The following is an 18,291-nucleotide window of genomic DNA, read 5'->3' as shown; positions in this document are numbered from 1 at the left end:
CCCCTGTCGTCCGGCCTGCTGTGGTGTGCGGCATGGTAGTTGCTCGCCGGTGGCCCGGCGCCCCGGATGCCGGACTTCAACTTCCCTCCGCCCGCGGAAGGTTGCCGGGCCGGCGGTGCGGGAGTATGGAAGGCGCCACGGCGCTCGAACAGCCATGTGGCGCGTATTCTCCGGTGCCTGTACCTGACCGGTACGCAGGTGCCACACTGATGTGACCGCCCAGTCACCCTTGGGAGTCGGAATGTCCGCCATGATGCAGCCGCACGGGGAGCCGCTGCGCGGGGCCGTACCGGAACAGGCCAACGGGCCCACCGCGCTGCGCATCATCCTGGGCGTGAAGCTGCGTAGGCTGCGACAGGAGAGGGACATCACCCGCGAGGACGCGGGCCGCGCCATCCGCGGCTCCCACGCGAAGATCACGCGGCTGGAGCGCGGACAGGTCGGTGCCAAGGAACGCGATCTGCGGGACCTGCTGACGCTCTACGGCGTGCACGACCCGGACGAGCGCGAGGAGTTCTTCGACCTGGCCCGCCAGGCCAACACGCCCGGCTGGTGGTATCAGTACTCCGACGTGCTGGAGGACTGGTTCGAGCTGCACCTGGGTCTGGAGGACGCCGCCTCCATGATCAGGATGTACGAGGTCCAGTTCCTGCCCGGGCTGCTCCAGACCGAGGACTACGCGCACGCCGTCAGCCGGCTCGGCTACCCGAACACCGAACCGCGCAAGGTGGCGCGGATCGTCGCGCTGCGCATGGCCCGGCAGCGCCGACTGCTCCAGCGCCAGGACCCGCCGCATCTGTGGGCCGTGGTGGACGAGGCCGTCGTCCGCCGTCCGTTCGGCGGCAACGACGTACTGCGGGCGCAGCTCGAACACCTGCTTGAGCTGGTGCGGCTGCCGCACGTCACGCTCCAGGTCGCGCCGTTCGAGGTGACGGCCGCCGCCGCGGGCACGCCCGTCACGCTGCTGCGGTTCGCCGACCCGGACCTGCCGGACAAGGTCTATCTGGAGCACCTGACGAACGCCGTCTACCTCGACAAGCCCGCCGAGATCGACCAGTACACGCTGATCATGGACCGGCTGTGCGCGGAGGCGTACTCGCCGACCGAGACGGTCGAGTTCATCGAGGAAGTCCTGGGCGAGATGCACTGACCCGGGCGGCGCGTGCGGCGTCGTTAGTGTGGAGCGCATGAAACGCTTGCGTGTGGAGTTCACGACCGAGCCCTTCGATCTCGACGAGGCGCCCGAGCACGCTGTCGTGGCCCGTGACGTCGTCCAGAACGCGGCGCTGGACGCCGTGGACGTCGGCCCGTTCGGCAACACCGCCGAGGGCTCTTCCGAGCAGGTGCTGGCGGCCGTCACCGAGCTCCTGCGCCGCTCCCTGGACGCCGGGGCGACCCGGGTCTCCTTGCAGGTCAACGTGATCGGGGAGGACGAGGAGTGAGGGGCGAGGAGTCGCCCGCCCCGGAGCATCCGTTCGTGATGGCCGTCAAGCCGCTGGTGGATGCGATGGGTGCGGCCATGGTGCCGCCCGACCAGGCGCAGGGGGACGATGTGGTCCTCTCCTGGGCGGGGGAGGAGGTCGTCGCGGTGCGGCTGCCGCATCTGTCGGACACCCTCGACCATCTGCTGGCCGATCTGGAGCGCCGGCACGGGGTGCCACTGGCGGAACTCGACCGCAGGACCAAGCAGTCGGTGGTGCGCATCCTGGAGGCGCGGGGCGCCTTCTCGGTGCGGCACGGGGTGGAAACCGTCGCCACGGCCCTTGGTGTCTCGCGGTTCACCGTCTACAACTACCTCAACCGGGAGAACGGCCGGTCCGGCTGAACCGTGCGAGGAGCCCATCGGGCACGCATCCTTCACCAGCCCGCCATCTTCCGGATGGCGGGCTTTTACTTCCGGGATGCCGAAAAGGGTTCAACAAACTGTTGACGTGGTGTTGCCGGGGGACTTAGCTATTCCCAGCCCGAACAGCACCACGGCCCCGGAGGTCCCGTGACTTCGCGTTCGATGCCAGGACTCTTCTGGCTCAACTCAGCCCAGGACGACGAGGCGCGTGCCGCACTCCACGAGGTGTGCGCCGCCGGCAGCTGGGGGAGCGCGCTGCTCGCCCGGCGTCCGTACGACAGCGTCGAGGACCTGTTCGCCGCGAGTGACGAGGCCACCGCAGCCCTCACCGACGAAGGACTGGACGAGGCCATGGCCGGGCACCCGCCCATCGGCCGCCCCAAGCCCGGTGACGCGACCTCGTCCCGCGAACAGCGGGGCATGGCCGGCGCCTCCGAGGCGCTGAAGGCCGAGATGCTCGAACTCAACCTCGCCTACCAGGAGAAGTTCGGGCACGTCTTCCTCATCTGCGCCACCGGCCGGACCGCCGAGGAGATGAGGGACGCACTTCGTCACCGGATCGGGAACGACCCGCAGCAGGAGCGCCGGATCGTGCGGCAGGAGCTGGCGAAGATCAACCGCATCCGTCTCACCCGTCTCGCGGAGGAGGGGGGCGCCCCGGGCCACGGACCGAAGGAGGGTGCCCACGGCGCGAGCACCTCGGTGTCCACGCACATCCTGGACACCAGCCGCGGCCGTCCGGCCGCCGGGGTCGCGGTGCGGCTGTCCGTACGCCAGGGTGACGCAAGGGCCGCATGGGCCGCGCACGGCGAGTCGAAGACCGACGCCGACGGGCGCTGCAAGGACTTTCCGGCCCTGCCGGAAGGCACCACCCACGTACGGCTCGACTTCGAGACCGAGCCGTACTTCGTGGAAGAGCACAGTTCGAATCCGCGCAGCCAGCGCGAAGCCGCGGAACAGCAGGACGCCCCCCGCGTAAGGGACAGCGCACCAGGCAGCTTCTTTCCCGAGGTCTCCATCGTCTTCGCGGTGAACCCGGGCGAGCACTACCACGTGCCGCTGCTGCTCAACCCGTTCGGCTACTCCGTGTACCGAGGGAGCTGACACCATGCCCACGATTCTCGGCCAGAACCAGTACGGCAAGGCGGAGAACCGCGTCGTCAAGATCACGCGGGATGGCGACACCCATCACATCAAGGACCTCAACGTCTCCGTCTCGCTCAGCGGCGACCTGGACGACGTGCACTACTCCGGCTCCAACGCCCACGTCCTGCCGACCGACACCACCAAGAACACCTGCTTCGCCTTCGCCAAGGAACACGGCATCGAGTCGGCCGAGGCGTACGGCGTCCTGCTGGCCCGGCACTTCGTGGACAGCTGCGAGCCGATCCGGCGCGCCCGCATCCGCATCGAGGAGTACGCCTGGGAGCGCATCGAGACCTCGGACGCCAACTCGAAGTTCATCGGCGCCGACGAGGTCCGGCACTCCTTCGTCCGAAAGGGCCAGGAGATACGCACCGCACAGATCACCTACGACGGTGAGAGCGTCGAGGTGCTGTCCGGGCTCAAGGAACTGACGGTCCTCAACTCCACCAACTCCGAGTTCTGGGGCTACATCAAGGACCGCTACACCACGCTCCAGGAGGACTACGACCGGATCCTCGCCACCTCGGTCAGCTCCTGGTGGCGGTACAACTGGACCGGTGCCGAGGGCGAGCGGACGCCCAACTGGGACAAGTCCTACGCCCAGGCGAAGAAGCACATGCTGCACGCCTTCGCCGAGACCTACTCGCTCTCGCTCCAGCAGACGCTCTACCAAATGGGCGCGCGCGTCATCAACAGCCGGCCCGAGATCGACGAGATCCGTTTCTCGATGCCGAACAAACACCATTTCCGGGTTGATCTGTCGCCGTTCGACATCAAGAACGAGGCGGCGGACGGGGCGGTGTACTACGCCGCGGACAGGCCGTACGGCCTGATCGAGGCGACGGTCCTCCGCGACGGGGCCACCCCTCGCATCCCCGTGGACATGACCAACCTCTGATTCATCCCTGCCTGCCTCTTCCCCTCTCCCGGGGAGCCGTCCAGCCAACCGAGACCCCGAACTCCGCGCCGGTCCGCCCTCGAGCGGCGGGCCGGCCGGGGGACGGTCCGTTCCCTGCGGACCGCGGGGCCGGGCCGGTGCCCGGGGAGAGATGCGGGAAGTGCCCTGGTGGGGCCGTAAACCCCCCGATCGAGGATCCCATGGCGGACACCGAAGAACGCACGACCGGCCGCATCGTCATAGAGAAGTGCGCCATCGCGACGGTCGACGCGGAGGACACCGAATACGCGACAGGCCACCTCGTCATCAACGGCAACCGGATCGAGTCCGTCGGTCCGGGCGACGCCCCCGAGGGCCTTGCGGACGTCACCCGCCGTATCGACGGCACGGGGCACCTGCTGACCCCGGGCCTCGTCAACACGCACCACCATTTCTACCAGTGGATCACCCGCGGCCTGGCCACGGACTCCAATCTCTTCAACTGGCTGGTCGCCCTGTACCCCACCTGGGCCCGCATCGACGAGGAGATGGTCCACCAGGCCGCGCGCGGTTCCCTGGCCATGATGGTGCGCGGCGGTGTCACCACCGCGATGGACCACCACTACGTCTTCCCGCGCGGCGCCGGCGACCTGCTGGGCGCGGAGATCCGCGCCGCGGCCGAGCTGGGCGTCCGCTTCACCGCGGCGCGCGGTTCGATGGACCGCGGGGAGTCGGACGGCGGTCTGCCCCCGGACTTCGCGGTCGAGACGCTGGAGGGCGCGCTCGCGGAGACGGAGAAGGCCATCGACGCGCACCACGACGCGTCGTTCGGCTCGATGCTGCACATCGCCGTCGCGCCGTGCTCCCCGTTCTCCGTCTCCACCGAACTGATGCGCCAGGGCGCGGAACTGGCCCGCCGCAAGGGTGTCCGCCTGCACACGCACGGCTCGGAGACGGCGGAGGAGGAGAAGTTCTGCCACGAGCTGTTCGGCATGGGACCCACCGACTACTTCGAGTCGGTCGGCTGGCTGGGCGAGGACGTGTGGATGGCGCACTGCGTCCACATGACCGACGCGGACATCGAGGCGTTCGGCCGCACCGGGACGGGAGCGGCGCACTGCCCCTCGTCCAACGCGCGGCTGGGCGCCGGTATCGCCCGGGTCCCCGACATGCTGGCGGCGGGGGTGCCGGTCGGTCTCGGCGTGGACGGCACCGCCTCCAACGAGTCCGGTGAGCTGCACACCGAACTGCGCAACGCGCTGCTGGTCAACCGGCTCGGCGCGCACAAGGAACACGCGCTGGACGTGCGCACGGCACTGCGGCTGGGCACCTTCGGCGGTGCGCGGGTGCTGGGCCGGGCGCAGGAGATCGGTTCGCTGGAGGCCGGCAAGCTGGCCGACGTGGTGCTGTGGAAGCTCGACGGGCTGGGCCACTCCTCCATCGCCGACCCGGTCGCCGCGCTCGTCCTGGGCGCTCCGGCTCCGGTCACCCTCTCCCTGGTCAACGGCGTACCGGTGGTCGAGGACGGCCGCCTGACACGCGCCGACGAGGACGACATCGCACGCGGTGCCCGCACCGAGGCACGACGCCTCGCCAAGATCGCCGCGGACGCCGGCTGATCCGTCGGCCGGCCCCCTCCGGCGGGCCGGCGTGACGGCCGGCCCGCGGGCCGACAGCGCGGCCACGGTCCGCGCTCCATCAGACACCGGCCGGGAGGGACGGCTCCCGGCCGGTTCGCCTCACACCCTGGTTCCGGACGACTCGGTCACTGGCAGTCACTGTCATGCTCCGGACATATCGCATGGGCGCATCGCAGAACCCGCACGACACAGCCGTCGGCTGTGGCGCGACCACACCCCCCAGCACCACATCGCATACCGCACCACCTCCGGAAACCGTGTGCCAGAAGGCGCCGTAGAACGACAGGAGGACCGCGTGGCCAAGACGCCCAGGTTCACCAGGCAAGGAAAGACGGCGGACGGCAGTGGGGAGGCACCGGGACAGGGGACGCAGGACCCCGCGCAGCTCAAGCACCCGGTCGACCAGGGCTTGCCGCCGCTCAAGTTGTTCACCACCGGCCTCCAGCACGTGGCCGCGATGTACGCGGGGGTCGTCGCACCGCCGCTGGTCGTGGGCGCCGCGGTGGGGCTCTCTCCGACCGAACTGGCGTTCCTCACCGGCGCCAGCCTCTTCCTGGCCGGCATCGTCACCCTCTTCCAGACCCTGGGATTCTGGAGGATCGGGTCCCGGCTGCCGTTCGTCAACGGCGCCACCTTCGCCGCCGTCGCCCCGATGCTGGCGATCAGCAAGTCCTCCGGGCCCGAGGACACCCTGCCCGTCATCTTCGGCGCCACCATGGTCGCCGCCGCACTCGGCTTCGTCATCGCCCCGTTCTTCAGCAAGCTCATCCGCTTCTTCCCGCCGGTCGTCACCGGCAGCGTCATCACCCTGATCGGCGTCTCGCTGATGCCGGTCGCCTTCAACTGGGCCCAGGGCGGCAACGCCGACGACCCGCACTACGGCGACTACAAGAACATCGGCATGGCCGGGCTCACCCTGGTGATCGTGCTGGTGCTGCGCCGCTTCACCACCGGCTTCTTCAAACAGATCGCCGTGCTGATCGGCCTGGTGATCGGCACCCTGATAGCGATACCCGTGGGCATCACGGACTTCACCGCCGTGACCGAGTCCGACCCCATCGGCTTCCCCACGCCGTTCCACTTCGGCGCCCCGCAGTTCGCCGTCCCCGCCATCATCTCCATGTGCGTGGTGATGCTGGTGACCATGACCGAGTCGACGGCGGACATGCTCGCCCTCGGCGAGGTCGTGGACCGCCCCGCCGACCAGCGGGTCATCGCGGGCGGGCTCCGCGCCGACATGCTCGGCTCGTTCCTCAGCCCCTTCTTCAACGCCTTCATGTGCAGCGCCTTCGCGCAGAACATCGGCCTGGTCGCCATGACCCGGATCCGCAGCCGGTTCGTGGTCGCCACCGGCGGCGGCATCCTCATCCTGCTGGGCCTGTCGCCGATGGCCGCCGGGCTCATCGCCTCGGTGCCGCAGCCGGTGCTCGGCGGGGCCGGCGTCGTCCTGTTCGGCTCGGTGGCCGCCAGCGGTGTGCAGACGCTGCTGAAGGCCGACCTCGGCAAGGACAACAACGTCCTGATCGTCGGCACCGCCCTGGCCGTGGGGCTCATCCCCATCGCGGCGCCCGAGTTCTACCACGCCTTCCCGGAGAGCGCGAAGATCATCCTCGACTCCGGGATCTCCACCGGCTGTGTCACCGCGGTCGTCCTCAATCTGGTCTTCAACCACCTGGGACGCGCCCGCCGCGACGAGGAGGTGGTGGCCCATCCCATGGAGCCGGGCGAGGGGATCTCCTACGAACGGGACCCCGGCCCCGCCCCCGACCGGGCCCCCGCATGAAGCACTGAGACACCCGCACCACCGCACGGAGCCGCAAGAGGGTGCCCCCGCGTTCCTGACGAGGGGGCACCCTTTCGCGGTGCTGCGGTCAGGCGCCGACAGCCTGCCAGAAGTGCTCCACCACTTCCTCCAGATAGGTCCGGCCCGCGTCCCGGGAGCCGGCCGACGCGGGCTGGCCCCAGCCCAGGGACGCGGCGGTCGTCGACTGGTAGCCGGTGTGCAGGGTGCGCAGTCCCTCCTCCACGGCGGCACGCGGCAGCGGCGCGAGCGCGCAGACGGGGGTGACGTGCGCCTGCCAGCGGGTGGTGGCCGCCTTGCGCAGAACGGCCGCCAACTCCGCGCCGCGCCCGGTGAACTCGATCAGCGCGGGAACCGGCAGGCGCAGCATGCCGGCCAGCGCCTCGGCCTGCCGGGCGTTCCCCGTCCACACCCCGGTGTCCTCGATACGGGCGTAGGCCGCCGGGTCCATACCGATCCGCAGGGCGACGTCGGAGCGGGGGACGCCCCGCGCCATGCGGTACTCGCGCAGGGTCGCGGGGCGTCCCAGCAGATCGGACACGGAGCACCACAACGCACCCGCGAGCGCGGCCAGTTGCCGCTCGTCGGGGGTGGCGGCGCCCGCCTCCCACGCGGCGACGGTGCGCGCGTCGGTCTCCATGCCGTAGGCGGCGCGCATCCCGTACGCGACGTCCTCCGGCGTGAGCCGCAGCCCGTCACGCAGCCGTCGCGCGGCTGCGCCGTCGAAGGAACTCCCCGCCGGCCCCGGTGCTGTGCCGTAGTGCATCGGCACACCGTACGGAGCACCGTGACCGGCTGCCTACCGTGTGTTCACCCGAAGCGCGGCCTTGGAGAAAGCTCCACCCACCGGACCTTTCACCGAACGCCGGCCGCGGCGGCATCCCGCAGCAGATCCACCAGGCCGGCCAGCCCCTCGGCCCCGTGCCCCTGTTCCACCCGCCGCCGCATCAGATCCATGTAGGGCGTCAGGAGTTCGCCGGAGACGCCCTGTTCGCGGGCCGTCTCCAGCAAGGTGGTGTTGCCCGTGCTCACCATGGCCAGGTTGGAGACGACACCGTCGGTGTAGTCGCCGCTCTCCAACTGGTGCGCCACACCGCCGATCATGCCTGCCATGGCACGCAGCCAGCCGGCCAGCGGTTCGGCGAACTCGGTCGGTGCCACATCCTTCTCGGCCCGCATCAAGGCGAAGGCGTGGGTGACGCCGGCGAACATGCCGGTCATCGCGCTCAGCAGCGCCACGTCGTACAGGGCCGCGTGTCCCGCGTCCGCGCCGACGTAACGGGCGCCGACCGGGGCGCCCAGCGTCTTGGCGTGCCGGTCGAACAGACCGGCGTCGCCGCTGTAGAAGATGTAGCCGCCCGCCTCGGGCACGCCCACCATCGGCGGGACGGCCATGATCCCGCCGTCCAGGAAGCGGGCCCCGCGCTCCTGGGCCCATGCGGCGCGGGCCCGGGAGAGGGCGGGGGTCGAGGTGGTGAGGTTGACGAGGTCCTTGCCCCGCAGGTCGGCCCCCTGCAGGGTCTCGCCGACCGAGGCGTCGTCCAGCAGGCAGAGGACCACCAGATCCGCTGCCGCCACCGCCTCGGCGGCGCTCGCGGCCCGGTGTGCGCCTTCGGCGGCCAAGGGTTCGGCCTTGGCCGGGGTGCGGTTCCAGACGGTCAGCGGGTGGCCGGCCGCCAGCCAGGCGCGGGCCAGCGCGGTGCCCATGTCGCCGAGTCCGAGCAGCGAAAGCGGGGTGGGGGAAGGGGAGTTGAGGGAAGGAGTCCCAGTCATGCCTCAAGGCTCGTGCCGCCCCGGACCATGATCAAGTACGCACTGTTTTGTACGTGGTTACCGTAAGGTGAGTGGGTCGGCAGGCGTGGGGAGGGCGGTGCGGTGACCCGGCGGGACAACTACGTGTGCGGCATCGACGCGGCCATCGACGTGGTGGGCGGGAAATGGAAGGTGCTCATCCTGTGGGAACTCTCGCAGGGGCCGCGCCACTTCGGTGAGCTGCGGCGGGGCATCCCCAAAGTCACCGAGAAGGTCCTCACCTCGCATCTGCGGCAACTGGAGGCGGACGGCATCGTGCGCCGCCAGGAGTCCTACGAGGGCGCGGTGCGCCGTGTGTCCTACGCGCTGACGCCGCTGGGCGCCTCCCTCAACGACGCGCTGGCGCCATTGGCCGCGTGGGGCAAGGAACACCTGCTCGGCCGGGGCGGTCTGCCCGCGCGGCCGGCCGCGTCCGCCTGATCCGACGGAGTGCGGCCGGCCGCGGTGGTCGGCCGCGCCGGGGCGGCCGGCTCCGTCAGACCGTGCGGTGGTCGAAGCGGGCCGGGAGGGTCAGCAGATGGCTCAGGTCGGCGCCCGGCGCGTACTCGACGGCCTCCGCGCCCGCGGTGAACAGCCGGGCGCCCGCCGCGATGCCGCCCAGCTCCAGCGTCCCGCCCGTCCGCCGCAGCCAGGTGCCCTCCCGCAGTCCGAGCACCGGCACGTCGTTCTCCTCCAGGAACTGCGCCAGCCGCTCCTCACGGGTCTCGCCCATGTGTGCGCTGGCCGGGTCCGGGTCCAGGTAGTGCGGGTTGATCTGGAACGGCACCAGGCCCAGCGAGTCGAACGACGCGGGCTGGACGATCGGCATGTCGTTGGTGGTGCGCAGCGTCGGGCAGGCCATGTTGGTGCCCGCGCTGGAGCCCATGTACGGGGCGCCGCCCTCGGTCACCCGGTGGGCGATCGCCTCGGTCAGGCCCCGCTCCTGGAGCGACTTGAGCAGCCGGAAGCTGTTGCCCCCGCCGATGAAGACGGCCTGCGCCTCGCCCGCCGCGGCCCGGGGGTCGTCGGCGGTGTGGATGCCGCGCACCCGGATGCCGAGGCCGTCCATGAAGGCGGCGACCTTCGCGGTGTAGCCGTCGTGGTCGGCCAGCGCGTACGGCACGAACAGCAGCTCGCTCACACCGGTGAGGTGATCGGCGATCACCTCCCGCGCGTGGTCGAGGTACTCCCTGCCGGGCGCGGAGGAGTTGGACAGCAGCAGCAGCTTCATTGCGTGTTCCGCCTTTCGGTTGTCGGGTGCGGGGTGACTAGGGGCGCCGGCTCCGTCCCCGGCGCGGGGTGAGCAGCTCGCCGAGGCTCTCCGCGGCGGAGCGCAGCGGTACCAGCAGCTCCTGCTGCTTCCCGGCGAGGTGCTCGTGCGGTCCGACGAGGGTGAGGGAGCCCACCGGCTGGGCGCGCACCAGTACGGGTACCGCGAGTCCGGCCGTCGCCGGGTCGTACTCGCCCTCGGAGTAGGCGTAGCCCTCCGCCGGGACCCGGCACATCAGCTCCTCCAGCCGTGCCGGGTCGGTGACGGTCAGTTCGCTGAAGCGGGCCATGGGCCGCCCGTAGAGGACGGCGGCGCGGGCGCCCGGGGTGAGCATGCCGAAGTAGGCGCGCGAGGTCGCCCCCGCGTGGCCCGGGTACAGCTCGTCGGCCAGCCGGTAGGCGCGCAGCGGGCCGTGGGTGCCGTCCGCGGAGTCGACGCAGCGCAGATGCGCCCCGTCGGGCACCGCGAACAGGGCGGTCACCCCGCTGACGGCGGCCAGCTCGCGCAGTGCGGGCCGGACCAGTGCCGCCATCCCGCCGTGCCGCTCCCAGGCGGTGGCCATGTGCCAGACGGCGGGGCCCAGCCGGTAGCGCCGGGTGACGGCGTCGGACACCAGGAAGCCGCGGTGCGCGAGGGAGGCCAGCAGCCGCTGGGCGACCGACTTGTCCCAGCCGAACTCGGCCGCCAGGTCGGTCACGCCCCACTCCTCGCGGTCGTGGGTGAAGGCGAGCAGGACCTGGAGGGCGCGGTCCGCGGTCTGGAGCGGTGCTCCTCGATCGGTAGTCACAGTCCGCACCCTACCGTTACCCGGGTCACTGTTGCACATATAGGGAAAAGGTTGCTCTGAGGGAAACTGGAGGCGCAATGTTGCCGCAACGGCCGTTGGCTACCCGTCACCCGGCCGCTCGTGGCGCACCCTGAAGTCCGGGCGACCCCCGGTCCGGGCGCCTCTCCCTCCGCGCGGGCAGCGTCCCGGGCCGTCCCGCGTGAGCCCCTGTCCGCACCAGGCGCGCCGGCGCCCTCACCTCGGCAGTACGCCCCCTCCGGCACCGGTGTCCCGCCTCATGCGCACACCCCGTACCACCCGTACCACCCGCGACAAGGAGCCCCCGGTGCTCAAGCACGTACTCGACGTCATCGACCTTCTCGACCGGCCGCAGGCCGACGGGCAGCTGCTCGCCGATCACCTGCGCGGCGTCCTCCAGCGGGCCGCCCAGGAGGCCGGCCGCGACGACGCGGCCGGACAGGTCGGCATCACCGTCACCCGCGTCGAGGGCGCCAAGGGCGGCACCGACTTCGTGAAGGTCACCGTCCCGGGCAGTGCCGGCGCCACCGGCGGCGGCAGCGCCCCCACCCTCGGCATCCTCGGCCGCCTCGGCGGCGTGGGCGCCCGCCCCGAGCGCATCGGCGTGGTCTCCGACGCCGACGGCGCCGTGGCGGCGCTGGCCGCCGCCGCCAAGCTGCTGGACATGTACGGGCGCGGCGACGTCCTGCCCGGTGACGTGATCATCAGCACCCATGTGTGCCCCGACGCGCCGACCCGCCCCCACGACCCGGTGCCCTTCATGGACTCCCCGGTCTCGATCCTCGACTGCAACCGCGAGGAGATCGACCCGGCCATGGACGCCGTCGTCTCCATCGACACCACCAAGGGCAACCGGCTGCTCAACCACCGCGGCCTCGCCCTCTCCCCGACCGTCAAGGAGGGCTGGATCCTGCGGGTCAGCGACGACCTGCTGGGCCTGCTGGAGACGGTCACCGGCGAGGACGCCCACGTGCTGCCGATCACCACGCAGGACATCACGCCCTACGGCAACGGTGTCCACCACATCAACTCGATCATGCAGCCGTGCGTGGCGACCTCCGCGCCGGTCGTCGGCCTCGCCCTGACCACCGGTCCGGCCGTCGCCGGCTGCGCGACCGGCGCCAGCCACGAGACCGACATCGCGGCGGCGGGACGGTTCGCCGTCGAGGCCGCCAAGGAGTACGGACGCGGCGTCGTCCGCTTCCACGACCCGGACGAGTTCGCCCGCCTCGTGGACCTCTACGGCCCGATGACCCGCCTCCAGTCGACGGAAGGGGCCGTGGAGGACTGACCACGCCCCGGTGCGGTGGCCGCCCGGCCACCGCACCAACCCACGCACCGCATGCGCACCCGGAAAGACAGATCCGTATGAGCACCTCCCCACCGGCCGCCGCGGCCCCCGAGACCGCGCGGGCCCATCCCAGAGCCCTGGAGCCGGTCACCCTCGTGGTGACGGTCCTGCTGTCCGTCCTGGGAGCCGTGATCGGCCTCGTACTGATCACCACCCTGGGCATCGCCCCCAACACCTCGGTGATCGGCGCGCTGATCGCCATGCTCATCGGCCGGATCTCGTTCGCCGCGCTGTCGCGGATGCGTGATCCGCAGCGGCAGAACCTCGTCCAGTCCGCCATCTCCGGCTCCACCTTCGCCGCGGCGAACTCGCTGGTCACCCCCATCGCCGTGCCCTTCTTGATGGGCAAGCCGGGACTGGTGTGGCCGATGCTGGGCGGGGCCGTCATCGGGCTCGCCGTCGACAGCTGGGTGCTCTACCGCGTGTTCGACTCGCGGCTGCTGCCGGCCACCGCCGCCTGGCCCGCCGGCATCGCCGCGGCCGAGACCATCAAGGCGGGCGACGAGGGCGGTCGCAAGGCCAAGCTGCTCGGCGTCAGCGCCGTCGTCGGCTTCGTCGGCTCGCTGTTCAAGCTGCCGATGAGCGCCGCCGGTGTGGCCTTCCTCGGCAACATCTGGGCCCTGCTGATGTTCGGCGTCGGCCTGCTGGTCGCCCAGTACGCGCCGACGCTGCTCCACGTCGACCTGGCCGCCAACCACGTGCCGCACGGCGTCATGATCGGCGCCGGTCTGGTCGCGCTGGTGCAGGCCGTCCTGCTGATGCGGGACCGCAAGGGCGGCAAGGCCGGTAAGGGCGCCAAGGCCGCCGCCGAGGCCGCCGCCGCGCCCTCCGCGGACGGCGCCTTCACCCCCGAGGTCCGCACCGTGGACGCCCGCAGGCTGCGCCGCGGCCTGCTCGAAGGGCTCGCCCTCTTCCTCGTCGGCGCCATGCTCATCGCCCTCACCGGCGGTGTCCTGGCCGACATGGGCGGCGCCGGACTGGTCGGCTGGGTGCTGCTCGCCGGTGTCGCGGCGCTGGTGCACCAGCTGATCGTGGGCCTGGCCGCGATGCACTCGGGCTGGTTCCCCGCCTTCGCCGTCACCCTCATCTTCCTGATCGTCGGGCTCGTGCTCGGCATCCCGATGGTGCCGCTGGCCCTGCTGGTCGGCTACGCCGCCTCCACCGGTCCCGCCTTCGCCGACGTCGGCTTCGACTTCAAGGCCGGCTGGCTGCTGCGCAAGGACGCCGTGCCGTGGCACCCGTACGAGATGGCCGGGCGCCGCCAGCAGTACATCGCCCAGCTCGTCGGCTTCGCCGTGGCCATCCTGGTGGTGGTCGTCACCTGGAAGCCGTTCTTCGAGGACGGCCGGGTGCCGCCGGTCGCCCAGGTGTACGTCGACACCATCAAGGCGGGCCTGACCGACACCCACGCGCTGGCCATGATGGGGCTGTGGGCCATCCCCGGCGCCCTCATCCAGTTCTTCGGCGGCTCCTCCCGCCAGATGGGTGTCCTCCTGGCGACCGGTCTGCTGGTGGCCACCCCGCAGGCGGGCTGGCTGGTGCTGGCCGCCCTGGCCGTCCGGTTCGGCTACACCCGCTGGAAGAAGCGGCAGGGCCAGCGGGAGGCGGCCGAGTCCGATCCGCAGACCGACGCCGACAACGACCTCGCGCTGGTCGGCGCCGGCCTGGTGGCGGGCAGCTCCCTCAACGACGTCAGCCAGATCTACAAGGCGGTGTGACCGTGACCGACGACCACCGGACGGCACTGGGCCTGGTCACCATCGGCCAGGCGCCCCGGACCGACCTGGCCGGGGACATCGAGGACCTGCTCGGCGGGCTGCGCCCGTGCGAGCACGGCGCCCTCGACCGGGACGTCTTCGACGGCGAGGAGGGCGAGCGCACCCGCGCCGCGCTGGCCCCCGCCCCGGACGAGGCACCGCTCGTCTCCCGGCTGCGCGACGGCACCTCCGTCGTCATGGGGCACGAGGCGCTGGTCCCGCGGATGCGGGAGGCGATAGCCCGGTGCGAGGCGGACGGCGCCACGGCGACACTGCTGCTGTGCACCGGCAACTTCCCGCCGCTGCCGTCCCGCCGCCCGGTCCTGTACGCCGAGCCCCTCGTCCAGCGGGGTGTCCGCGCGATCGTCGGCGACGACCCGGTGGGCATCGTCTGCCCGCTGCCGGCGCAGGCCGCCGACGTGGCCGAGCGCTGGTCGCGGCTCCTGCCGGGCGACGTACGCGCCGAGCCGGCCGACCCGTACGCCGCCGACGCGCACGAGAGCGCCGCTGCGGCGGCCCGGCGCCTGGCCGAGGCCGGCAGCCGCTGGCTCGTCCTCGACTGCATCGGCTACACCGAGTCGATGCGCCGCGCCGCCGCCGACGCGGCCGGCCGCCCCGTGCTGCTGGCCCGGGCCCTGGCGGTCCGCCTGGCGGCGGAGGCCGCGACGGCCGCCGGCGCGGCGGGCTGAACACACGGCGCCGCCCGGCCCCGGTGGGCAACGCCCTCGCCACCGGGTCCGGGCGGCGCCGTGTCCCCGGCCGGCGGCCCGCCCGGGTGACCTCACCCGCGCGGGCCGCCGTTAGTGTGCGGGCATGATCCGGACCGCTGTCCCCGAGGACATCCCCGTCCTCCACACGATGATCCGCGAACTGGCCGACTACGAACGCGCCTCCCACGAGGCGCGGGCCACACCGGAGCAGTTGCGCGAGGCGCTGTTCGGCCCGCATCCGGCCGTCCACGCGCACCTCGCCGAGGGCGACGACGGCGAACCCGTGGGCTTCGCCATGTGGTTCCTCACCTTCTCCACCTGGCGCGGGGTGCACGGCATCCACCTGGAGGACCTGTACGTGCGCCCCGCCGCCCGCGGCGGCGGACACGGCAAGGCGCTCCTGACCGAACTCGCCCGCCTGTGCGTCCAGCGCGGCTACGCGCGACTGGAATGGTCGGTGCTCGACTGGAACGCACCGGCCATCGGCTTCTACGAGTCGCTGGGTGCCCGCCCCCAGGACGAGTGGACGGTCTACCGGCTCACCGACGACGCCCTCAAGGCCCTGGGGGCGTGACCGTCCCGGACTTCCGTGCGGCCTGATCAGGAGCCCAGCACGGAGACGTTGCCGCCCGCGCTGTGCGCGGTGATCCGGTGCCCGGCGGACGAGTCGGTGGGCACCTGGACCGAGCGCCTGCCGCCGTCGGTGCTGGCGTCCACCGCGTAGGTGCCCTCGGGCAGCCGTACGGTCACGTTGCCCCCGCCGCTCTCGAAGCGGACCGCGTCGGGTACGGCGAGGAAGGTGCCGCTCATGCTCCCGCCGCCCGTGCGGGCCTTCACCTCGCGCACCCGCGACCCGGGCATCCGGATGCCGCCGCCCCCGGTGTCGGCCACCACCGGCCCGGAGGTGCCGTCGACCACGATGTCGCCGCCGCCCGTGGTCAGGTGGACGGGCAGCGAGGCGGGGACGGTGACCGTGTAGTCGACCCGGCACCTGTCGCCGTTGCCGCCGCAGTCGTCCGCGGTCAGCCGCAGGGTGCCGGCGCGCAGGGAGTGGGTGGTCCTGGGCCGGGTCGCGTCCCAGGTGCGGTCCTCGGTGACGCCGACGGTGCGGCGTCCGGGGCCGGCGGCCTTGACGGTGATGCTGCCCCCGTGCGAGTCGACGTCCAGCGCGGTGAGGCGGGCACCGTCCTTGCCGGCGGTGTACGAACGCGAGCTGCTGTGCGTCTCGTCGCCGGTGAGGGAACAGCCCGCGGTGGCCAGCGCGGTGACGGCGGCGAGGGCCGCACCGACGGCCGGCCGGGTGCGGGACGGGACGGAGCCGGGGGAGCGATCGTTCATGCCGTCATCGTGCCGTGCGGGAAGAGCCGCAGTGATCATCTCGCGGGATGACGCAACCCTGACCGCGACCCTCAGCCGACTTTGCGTCACATGAAGGCTATGCCCGTTATGCTGCGCTTTGCGCCGCCGGTGCGGTGCCGCAGGAGTCAGGAAAGGGGCGCGGGGCGTGGCCGTAGTCGGGAAGCCCGCACAGACCGCACGGCTGGACGGGCGGGTACCCGGGGCCGCGAACGACGGCGCGGCCGGCGCCCGCGGTGCCGGTCGCGGCCCCCGCGCCGTCCCGCAACCCGTATGCGCGGGGAGTCCGGGACGTCCCCCGCGGGGCGCCACCGGCCCACCCCTCCCGGCGCCGCCCGGAGGGGTGGGCCGGGAGGGGTGGGCCGCGGGCGGCGGGGAGCCGTGCGGCCCGGAGGGCGTGCGGCCATGAGCACCGGCACCGCACCGCAACCGGCCGACGGCGCCCGCAGGTTCACCTTCCCCAGCGCGCTCACGGTGCTCGCCGTGGTGACGCTGCTGGTCTGGGTGATCGCCTTCTTCGTACCCTCCGGCAGCTACGAACGGGACGCCGAGGGCGCCCCGAAGCAGGGCACCTACCGCCCCGAGCCGTCACCGCTCTCGTTCACCGGCCGGCTCAACGACCTGTTCCTGGCGCCGGTCAACGGCCTCTACGGCATCCAGGACGGCCGGACCGGGCAGGTCGGCCCCGACCGCACCGGCGAACTGTACGGCGCGGCCGGTGTGTTCCTCTTCGTCCTGGCCATCGGCGCCTTCATCACCGTCGTCTTCGCCACCGGTGCCATGGACCGCGGCATCGGCCGCCTCGCGCACCGGCTGCGCGACCGCGGCACACTGCTGATCGCCGGGGTCATGCTGGTCTTCTCGCTGCTGGGCACCGTCGAGGGGTTCGCGGAGGAGACGCTCGGCTTCTACGGGCTGATCGTCCCGCTGATGCTCGCGCTGGGCTACGACCGGATGGTGGCGACCGGGGTCATCCTCCTGGGCGCCGGTGTCGGTGTGCTGTGTTCGACCGTCAACCCGTTCGCGACCGGCGTCGCCTCCTCGGCCGCCGAGATCTCCCTGGGCGACGGCATCGCGCTGCGTGCCCTGATGTGGCTGGTGCTGACGGCGGTCACGGTCGCCTACGTCATCCGGTACGCGCGCCGGGTGCGGGACCGTCCGGAGCGGTCGCTGTCCGGGTTCCTGCCCGGCGACCGCGACCGGGCCGAGGCGCGTTCCGACAGCGAGGAGCCGCCCCCGCTGACCGGCCTGCACAAGCTGGTCCTGGTGACGGTGGTGCTGGTCTTCGCCTTCATGATCTTCTCGGTGATCCCGTGGGCGGGCGCGCTGAGCGGTGACGCCGACGCCGCGCCCTACGGCTGGGAACTGGGCTGGTCCTTCCCGCAGTTGGCCGCCCTCTTCGTCTGTGCCGCGATCCTGGTGGGGCTGCTGACACGGATGGGGGAGCAGCGCTTCACCAGCACCTTCGTCCAGGGGGTCGGCGACTTCGTCTCGCCCGCCCTGGTCATCGTGCTGGCCCGCGGTGTGACCACCCTGATGAACAACGCGAAGATCACCGACACGGTGCTGCACTCCATCGAGGGCGCCGTCACCGGAGCCCCCTCCGTGCTGTTCAGCATCATGATCTTCGTCGTCAATCTGCCCCTCGCCTTCCTGATCCCCTCCACCTCCGGCCACGCCACCTTGGCCATGCCGATCCTCGCGCCGCTCGCCGACTTCGCCGGGGTGCCGCGCGCACTGGTGGTCACCGCCTGGCAGGCGGCCAGCGGGTGGATGAACCTGTGGGTGCCCACCACCGCGGTCATCATGGGCGGCATCTCGCTGGCGAAGGTCGGTTACGACCGCTACCTGCGCTTCGTACTGCCGCTGTTGGGCATCCTGGCCCTGCTGATCGCGGGTTTCGTGGCGCTGGGCGCCGCCATGTCCTGACGGCGCCCGGCG

Annotated in this window: 18 protein-coding genes; 13 read left to right on the top strand and 5 right to left on the bottom strand. The window is 71.9% G+C overall.

Features of this window, described 5'->3' with window-relative positions; genetic code table 11:
* Positions 1-241: 241 nt before the first annotated feature.
* The 7 genes from IO40_RS0102220 (at position 242) to IO40_RS0102185 (ending at position 7,292) form a co-directional block, all read left to right on the top strand.
* Entirely contained in the window at positions 242-1,150 is a 909-nt protein-coding gene (locus IO40_RS0102220) for a helix-turn-helix domain-containing protein (protein WP_031174762.1), read from the top strand.
* A gap of 37 nt (positions 1,151-1,187) precedes the next feature.
* Positions 1,188-1,442, top strand: coding sequence for a YkoF family thiamine-binding protein (locus IO40_RS0102215; RefSeq protein WP_016470589.1), 255 nt, complete (start codon positions 1,188-1,190; stop codon positions 1,440-1,442).
* Positions 1,443-1,480: 38 nt separating this feature from the next.
* Positions 1,481-1,825 (top strand): helix-turn-helix domain-containing protein, encoded by a 345-nt coding sequence (locus IO40_RS0102210; protein WP_030405820.1) that lies wholly within the window; start codon positions 1,481-1,483, stop codon positions 1,823-1,825.
* 168 nt (positions 1,826-1,993) lie between these two features.
* Complete coding sequence (gene uraD / locus IO40_RS35465; protein ID WP_078616174.1) at positions 1,994-2,950, top strand: 2-oxo-4-hydroxy-4-carboxy-5-ureidoimidazoline decarboxylase; 957 nt, start codon at positions 1,994-1,996, stop codon at positions 2,948-2,950.
* 4 nt (positions 2,951-2,954) lie between these two features.
* Positions 2,955-3,890, top strand: a complete 936-nt coding sequence (pucL, locus tag IO40_RS0102195; RefSeq protein ID WP_016470592.1) for a factor-independent urate hydroxylase — start codon at positions 2,955-2,957, stop codon at positions 3,888-3,890.
* Positions 3,891-4,090: 200 nt separating this feature from the next.
* Positions 4,091-5,488 carry an 8-oxoguanine deaminase gene (locus IO40_RS0102190; RefSeq protein WP_016470593.1) on the top strand — a complete coding sequence of 466 codons (1,398 nt, stop codon included), beginning with the start codon at positions 4,091-4,093 and terminating at the stop codon, positions 5,486-5,488.
* Positions 5,489-5,804: 316 nt separating this feature from the next.
* Entirely contained in the window at positions 5,805-7,292 is a 1,488-nt protein-coding gene (locus IO40_RS0102185) for a nucleobase:cation symporter-2 family protein (protein WP_016470594.1), read from the top strand.
* Positions 7,293-7,380: 88 nt separating this feature from the next.
* Here the strand turns inward: IO40_RS0102185 and IO40_RS0102180 are convergent, their stop codons facing one another.
* Positions 7,381-8,076 carry a helix-turn-helix domain-containing protein gene (locus IO40_RS0102180; RefSeq protein WP_031174761.1) on the bottom strand — a complete coding sequence of 232 codons (696 nt, stop codon included), beginning with the start codon at positions 8,074-8,076 and terminating at the stop codon, positions 7,381-7,383.
* Between the two features lie 89 nt (positions 8,077-8,165).
* Positions 8,166-9,083, bottom strand: a complete 918-nt coding sequence (locus IO40_RS0102175; protein WP_031025252.1) for an NAD(P)-dependent oxidoreductase — start codon at positions 9,081-9,083, stop codon at positions 8,166-8,168.
* 102 nt (positions 9,084-9,185) lie between these two features.
* Between IO40_RS0102175 and IO40_RS0102170 the strand changes: the two genes are divergently transcribed.
* Positions 9,186-9,542 carry a winged helix-turn-helix transcriptional regulator gene (locus tag IO40_RS0102170; protein ID WP_016470597.1) on the top strand — a complete coding sequence of 119 codons (357 nt, stop codon included), beginning with the start codon at positions 9,186-9,188 and terminating at the stop codon, positions 9,540-9,542.
* Positions 9,543-9,597: 55 nt separating this feature from the next.
* Here the strand turns inward: IO40_RS0102170 and pepE are convergent, their stop codons facing one another.
* Both pepE and IO40_RS0102160 read right to left on the bottom strand, forming a co-directional pair.
* On the bottom strand, positions 9,598-10,332 hold the full coding sequence (pepE, locus tag IO40_RS0102165) for a dipeptidase PepE (RefSeq protein WP_016470598.1): 735 nt from the start codon (positions 10,330-10,332) through the stop codon (positions 9,598-9,600).
* 37 nt (positions 10,333-10,369) lie between these two features.
* Positions 10,370-11,197 (bottom strand): IclR family transcriptional regulator, encoded by an 828-nt coding sequence (locus tag IO40_RS0102160; RefSeq protein WP_016470599.1) that lies wholly within the window; start codon positions 11,195-11,197, stop codon positions 10,370-10,372.
* Positions 11,198-11,483: 286 nt separating this feature from the next.
* Here IO40_RS0102160 and IO40_RS0102155 point away from each other — a divergent pair, with 286 nt between their 5' ends.
* The 4 genes from IO40_RS0102155 (at position 11,484) to IO40_RS0102140 (ending at position 15,568) form a co-directional block, all read left to right on the top strand.
* Complete coding sequence (locus tag IO40_RS0102155; protein ID WP_016470600.1) at positions 11,484-12,467, top strand: DUF1177 domain-containing protein; 984 nt, start codon at positions 11,484-11,486, stop codon at positions 12,465-12,467.
* 77 nt (positions 12,468-12,544) lie between these two features.
* A complete protein-coding gene (locus tag IO40_RS0102150) occupies positions 12,545-14,245 on the top strand; it encodes an OPT/YSL family transporter (protein ID WP_031174759.1) in 1,701 nt (566 codons plus the stop codon).
* Between the two features lie 2 nt (positions 14,246-14,247).
* Positions 14,248-14,973 (top strand): AroM family protein, encoded by a 726-nt coding sequence (locus IO40_RS0102145; protein WP_030405829.1) that lies wholly within the window; start codon positions 14,248-14,250, stop codon positions 14,971-14,973.
* Between the two features lie 124 nt (positions 14,974-15,097).
* Positions 15,098-15,568, top strand: a complete 471-nt coding sequence (locus tag IO40_RS0102140) for a GNAT family N-acetyltransferase (RefSeq protein ID WP_016470603.1) — start codon at positions 15,098-15,100, stop codon at positions 15,566-15,568.
* A gap of 26 nt (positions 15,569-15,594) precedes the next feature.
* Here the strand turns inward: IO40_RS0102140 and IO40_RS0102135 are convergent, their stop codons facing one another.
* Positions 15,595-16,332, bottom strand: a complete 738-nt coding sequence (locus IO40_RS0102135; protein WP_031174758.1) for a DUF4097 family beta strand repeat-containing protein — start codon at positions 16,330-16,332, stop codon at positions 15,595-15,597.
* A gap of 423 nt (positions 16,333-16,755) precedes the next feature.
* Here IO40_RS0102135 and IO40_RS0102130 point away from each other — a divergent pair, with 423 nt between their 5' ends.
* A complete protein-coding gene (locus IO40_RS0102130; protein ID WP_016470605.1) occupies positions 16,756-18,279 on the top strand; it encodes a YfcC family protein in 1,524 nt (507 codons plus the stop codon).
* Positions 18,280-18,291 lie beyond the last annotated feature (12 nt).

This window comes from Streptomyces albus subsp. albus (assembly GCF_000725885.1).
GTDB classification, from domain to species: domain Bacteria; phylum Actinomycetota; class Actinomycetes; order Streptomycetales; family Streptomycetaceae; genus Streptomyces; species Streptomyces albus.
This window is presented reverse-complemented; position numbering and strand designations above follow the sequence as displayed.

Coding starts and splice junctions, on each gene's coding strand:
- IO40_RS0102140 (WP_016470603.1), top strand. CDS start 15,098: ATGATCCGGACCGCTGTCCCCGAGGACATCCCCGTCCTCCACACGATG.
- IO40_RS0102175 (WP_031025252.1), bottom strand. CDS start 9,083: ATGACTGGGACTCCTTCCCTCAACTCCCCTTCCCCCACCCCGCTTTCG.
- IO40_RS0102220 (WP_031174762.1), top strand. CDS start 242: ATGTCCGCCATGATGCAGCCGCACGGGGAGCCGCTGCGCGGGGCCGTA.
- pucL (WP_016470592.1), top strand. CDS start 2,955: ATGCCCACGATTCTCGGCCAGAACCAGTACGGCAAGGCGGAGAACCGC.
- IO40_RS0102130 (WP_016470605.1), top strand. CDS start 16,756: ATGAGCACCGGCACCGCACCGCAACCGGCCGACGGCGCCCGCAGGTTC.
- IO40_RS0102180 (WP_031174761.1), bottom strand. CDS start 8,076: ATGCACTACGGCACAGCACCGGGGCCGGCGGGGAGTTCCTTCGACGGC.
- IO40_RS0102135 (WP_031174758.1), bottom strand. CDS start 16,332: ATGAACGATCGCTCCCCCGGCTCCGTCCCGTCCCGCACCCGGCCGGCC.
- IO40_RS0102150 (WP_031174759.1), top strand. CDS start 12,545: ATGAGCACCTCCCCACCGGCCGCCGCGGCCCCCGAGACCGCGCGGGCC.
- IO40_RS0102160 (WP_016470599.1), bottom strand. CDS start 11,197: ATGTGCAACAGTGACCCGGGTAACGGTAGGGTGCGGACTGTGACTACC.
- IO40_RS0102190 (WP_016470593.1), top strand. CDS start 4,091: ATGGCGGACACCGAAGAACGCACGACCGGCCGCATCGTCATAGAGAAG.
- pepE (WP_016470598.1), bottom strand. CDS start 10,332: ATGAAGCTGCTGCTGCTGTCCAACTCCTCCGCGCCCGGCAGGGAGTAC.
- IO40_RS0102210 (WP_030405820.1), top strand. CDS start 1,481: ATGGCCGTCAAGCCGCTGGTGGATGCGATGGGTGCGGCCATGGTGCCG.
- IO40_RS0102215 (WP_016470589.1), top strand. CDS start 1,188: ATGAAACGCTTGCGTGTGGAGTTCACGACCGAGCCCTTCGATCTCGAC.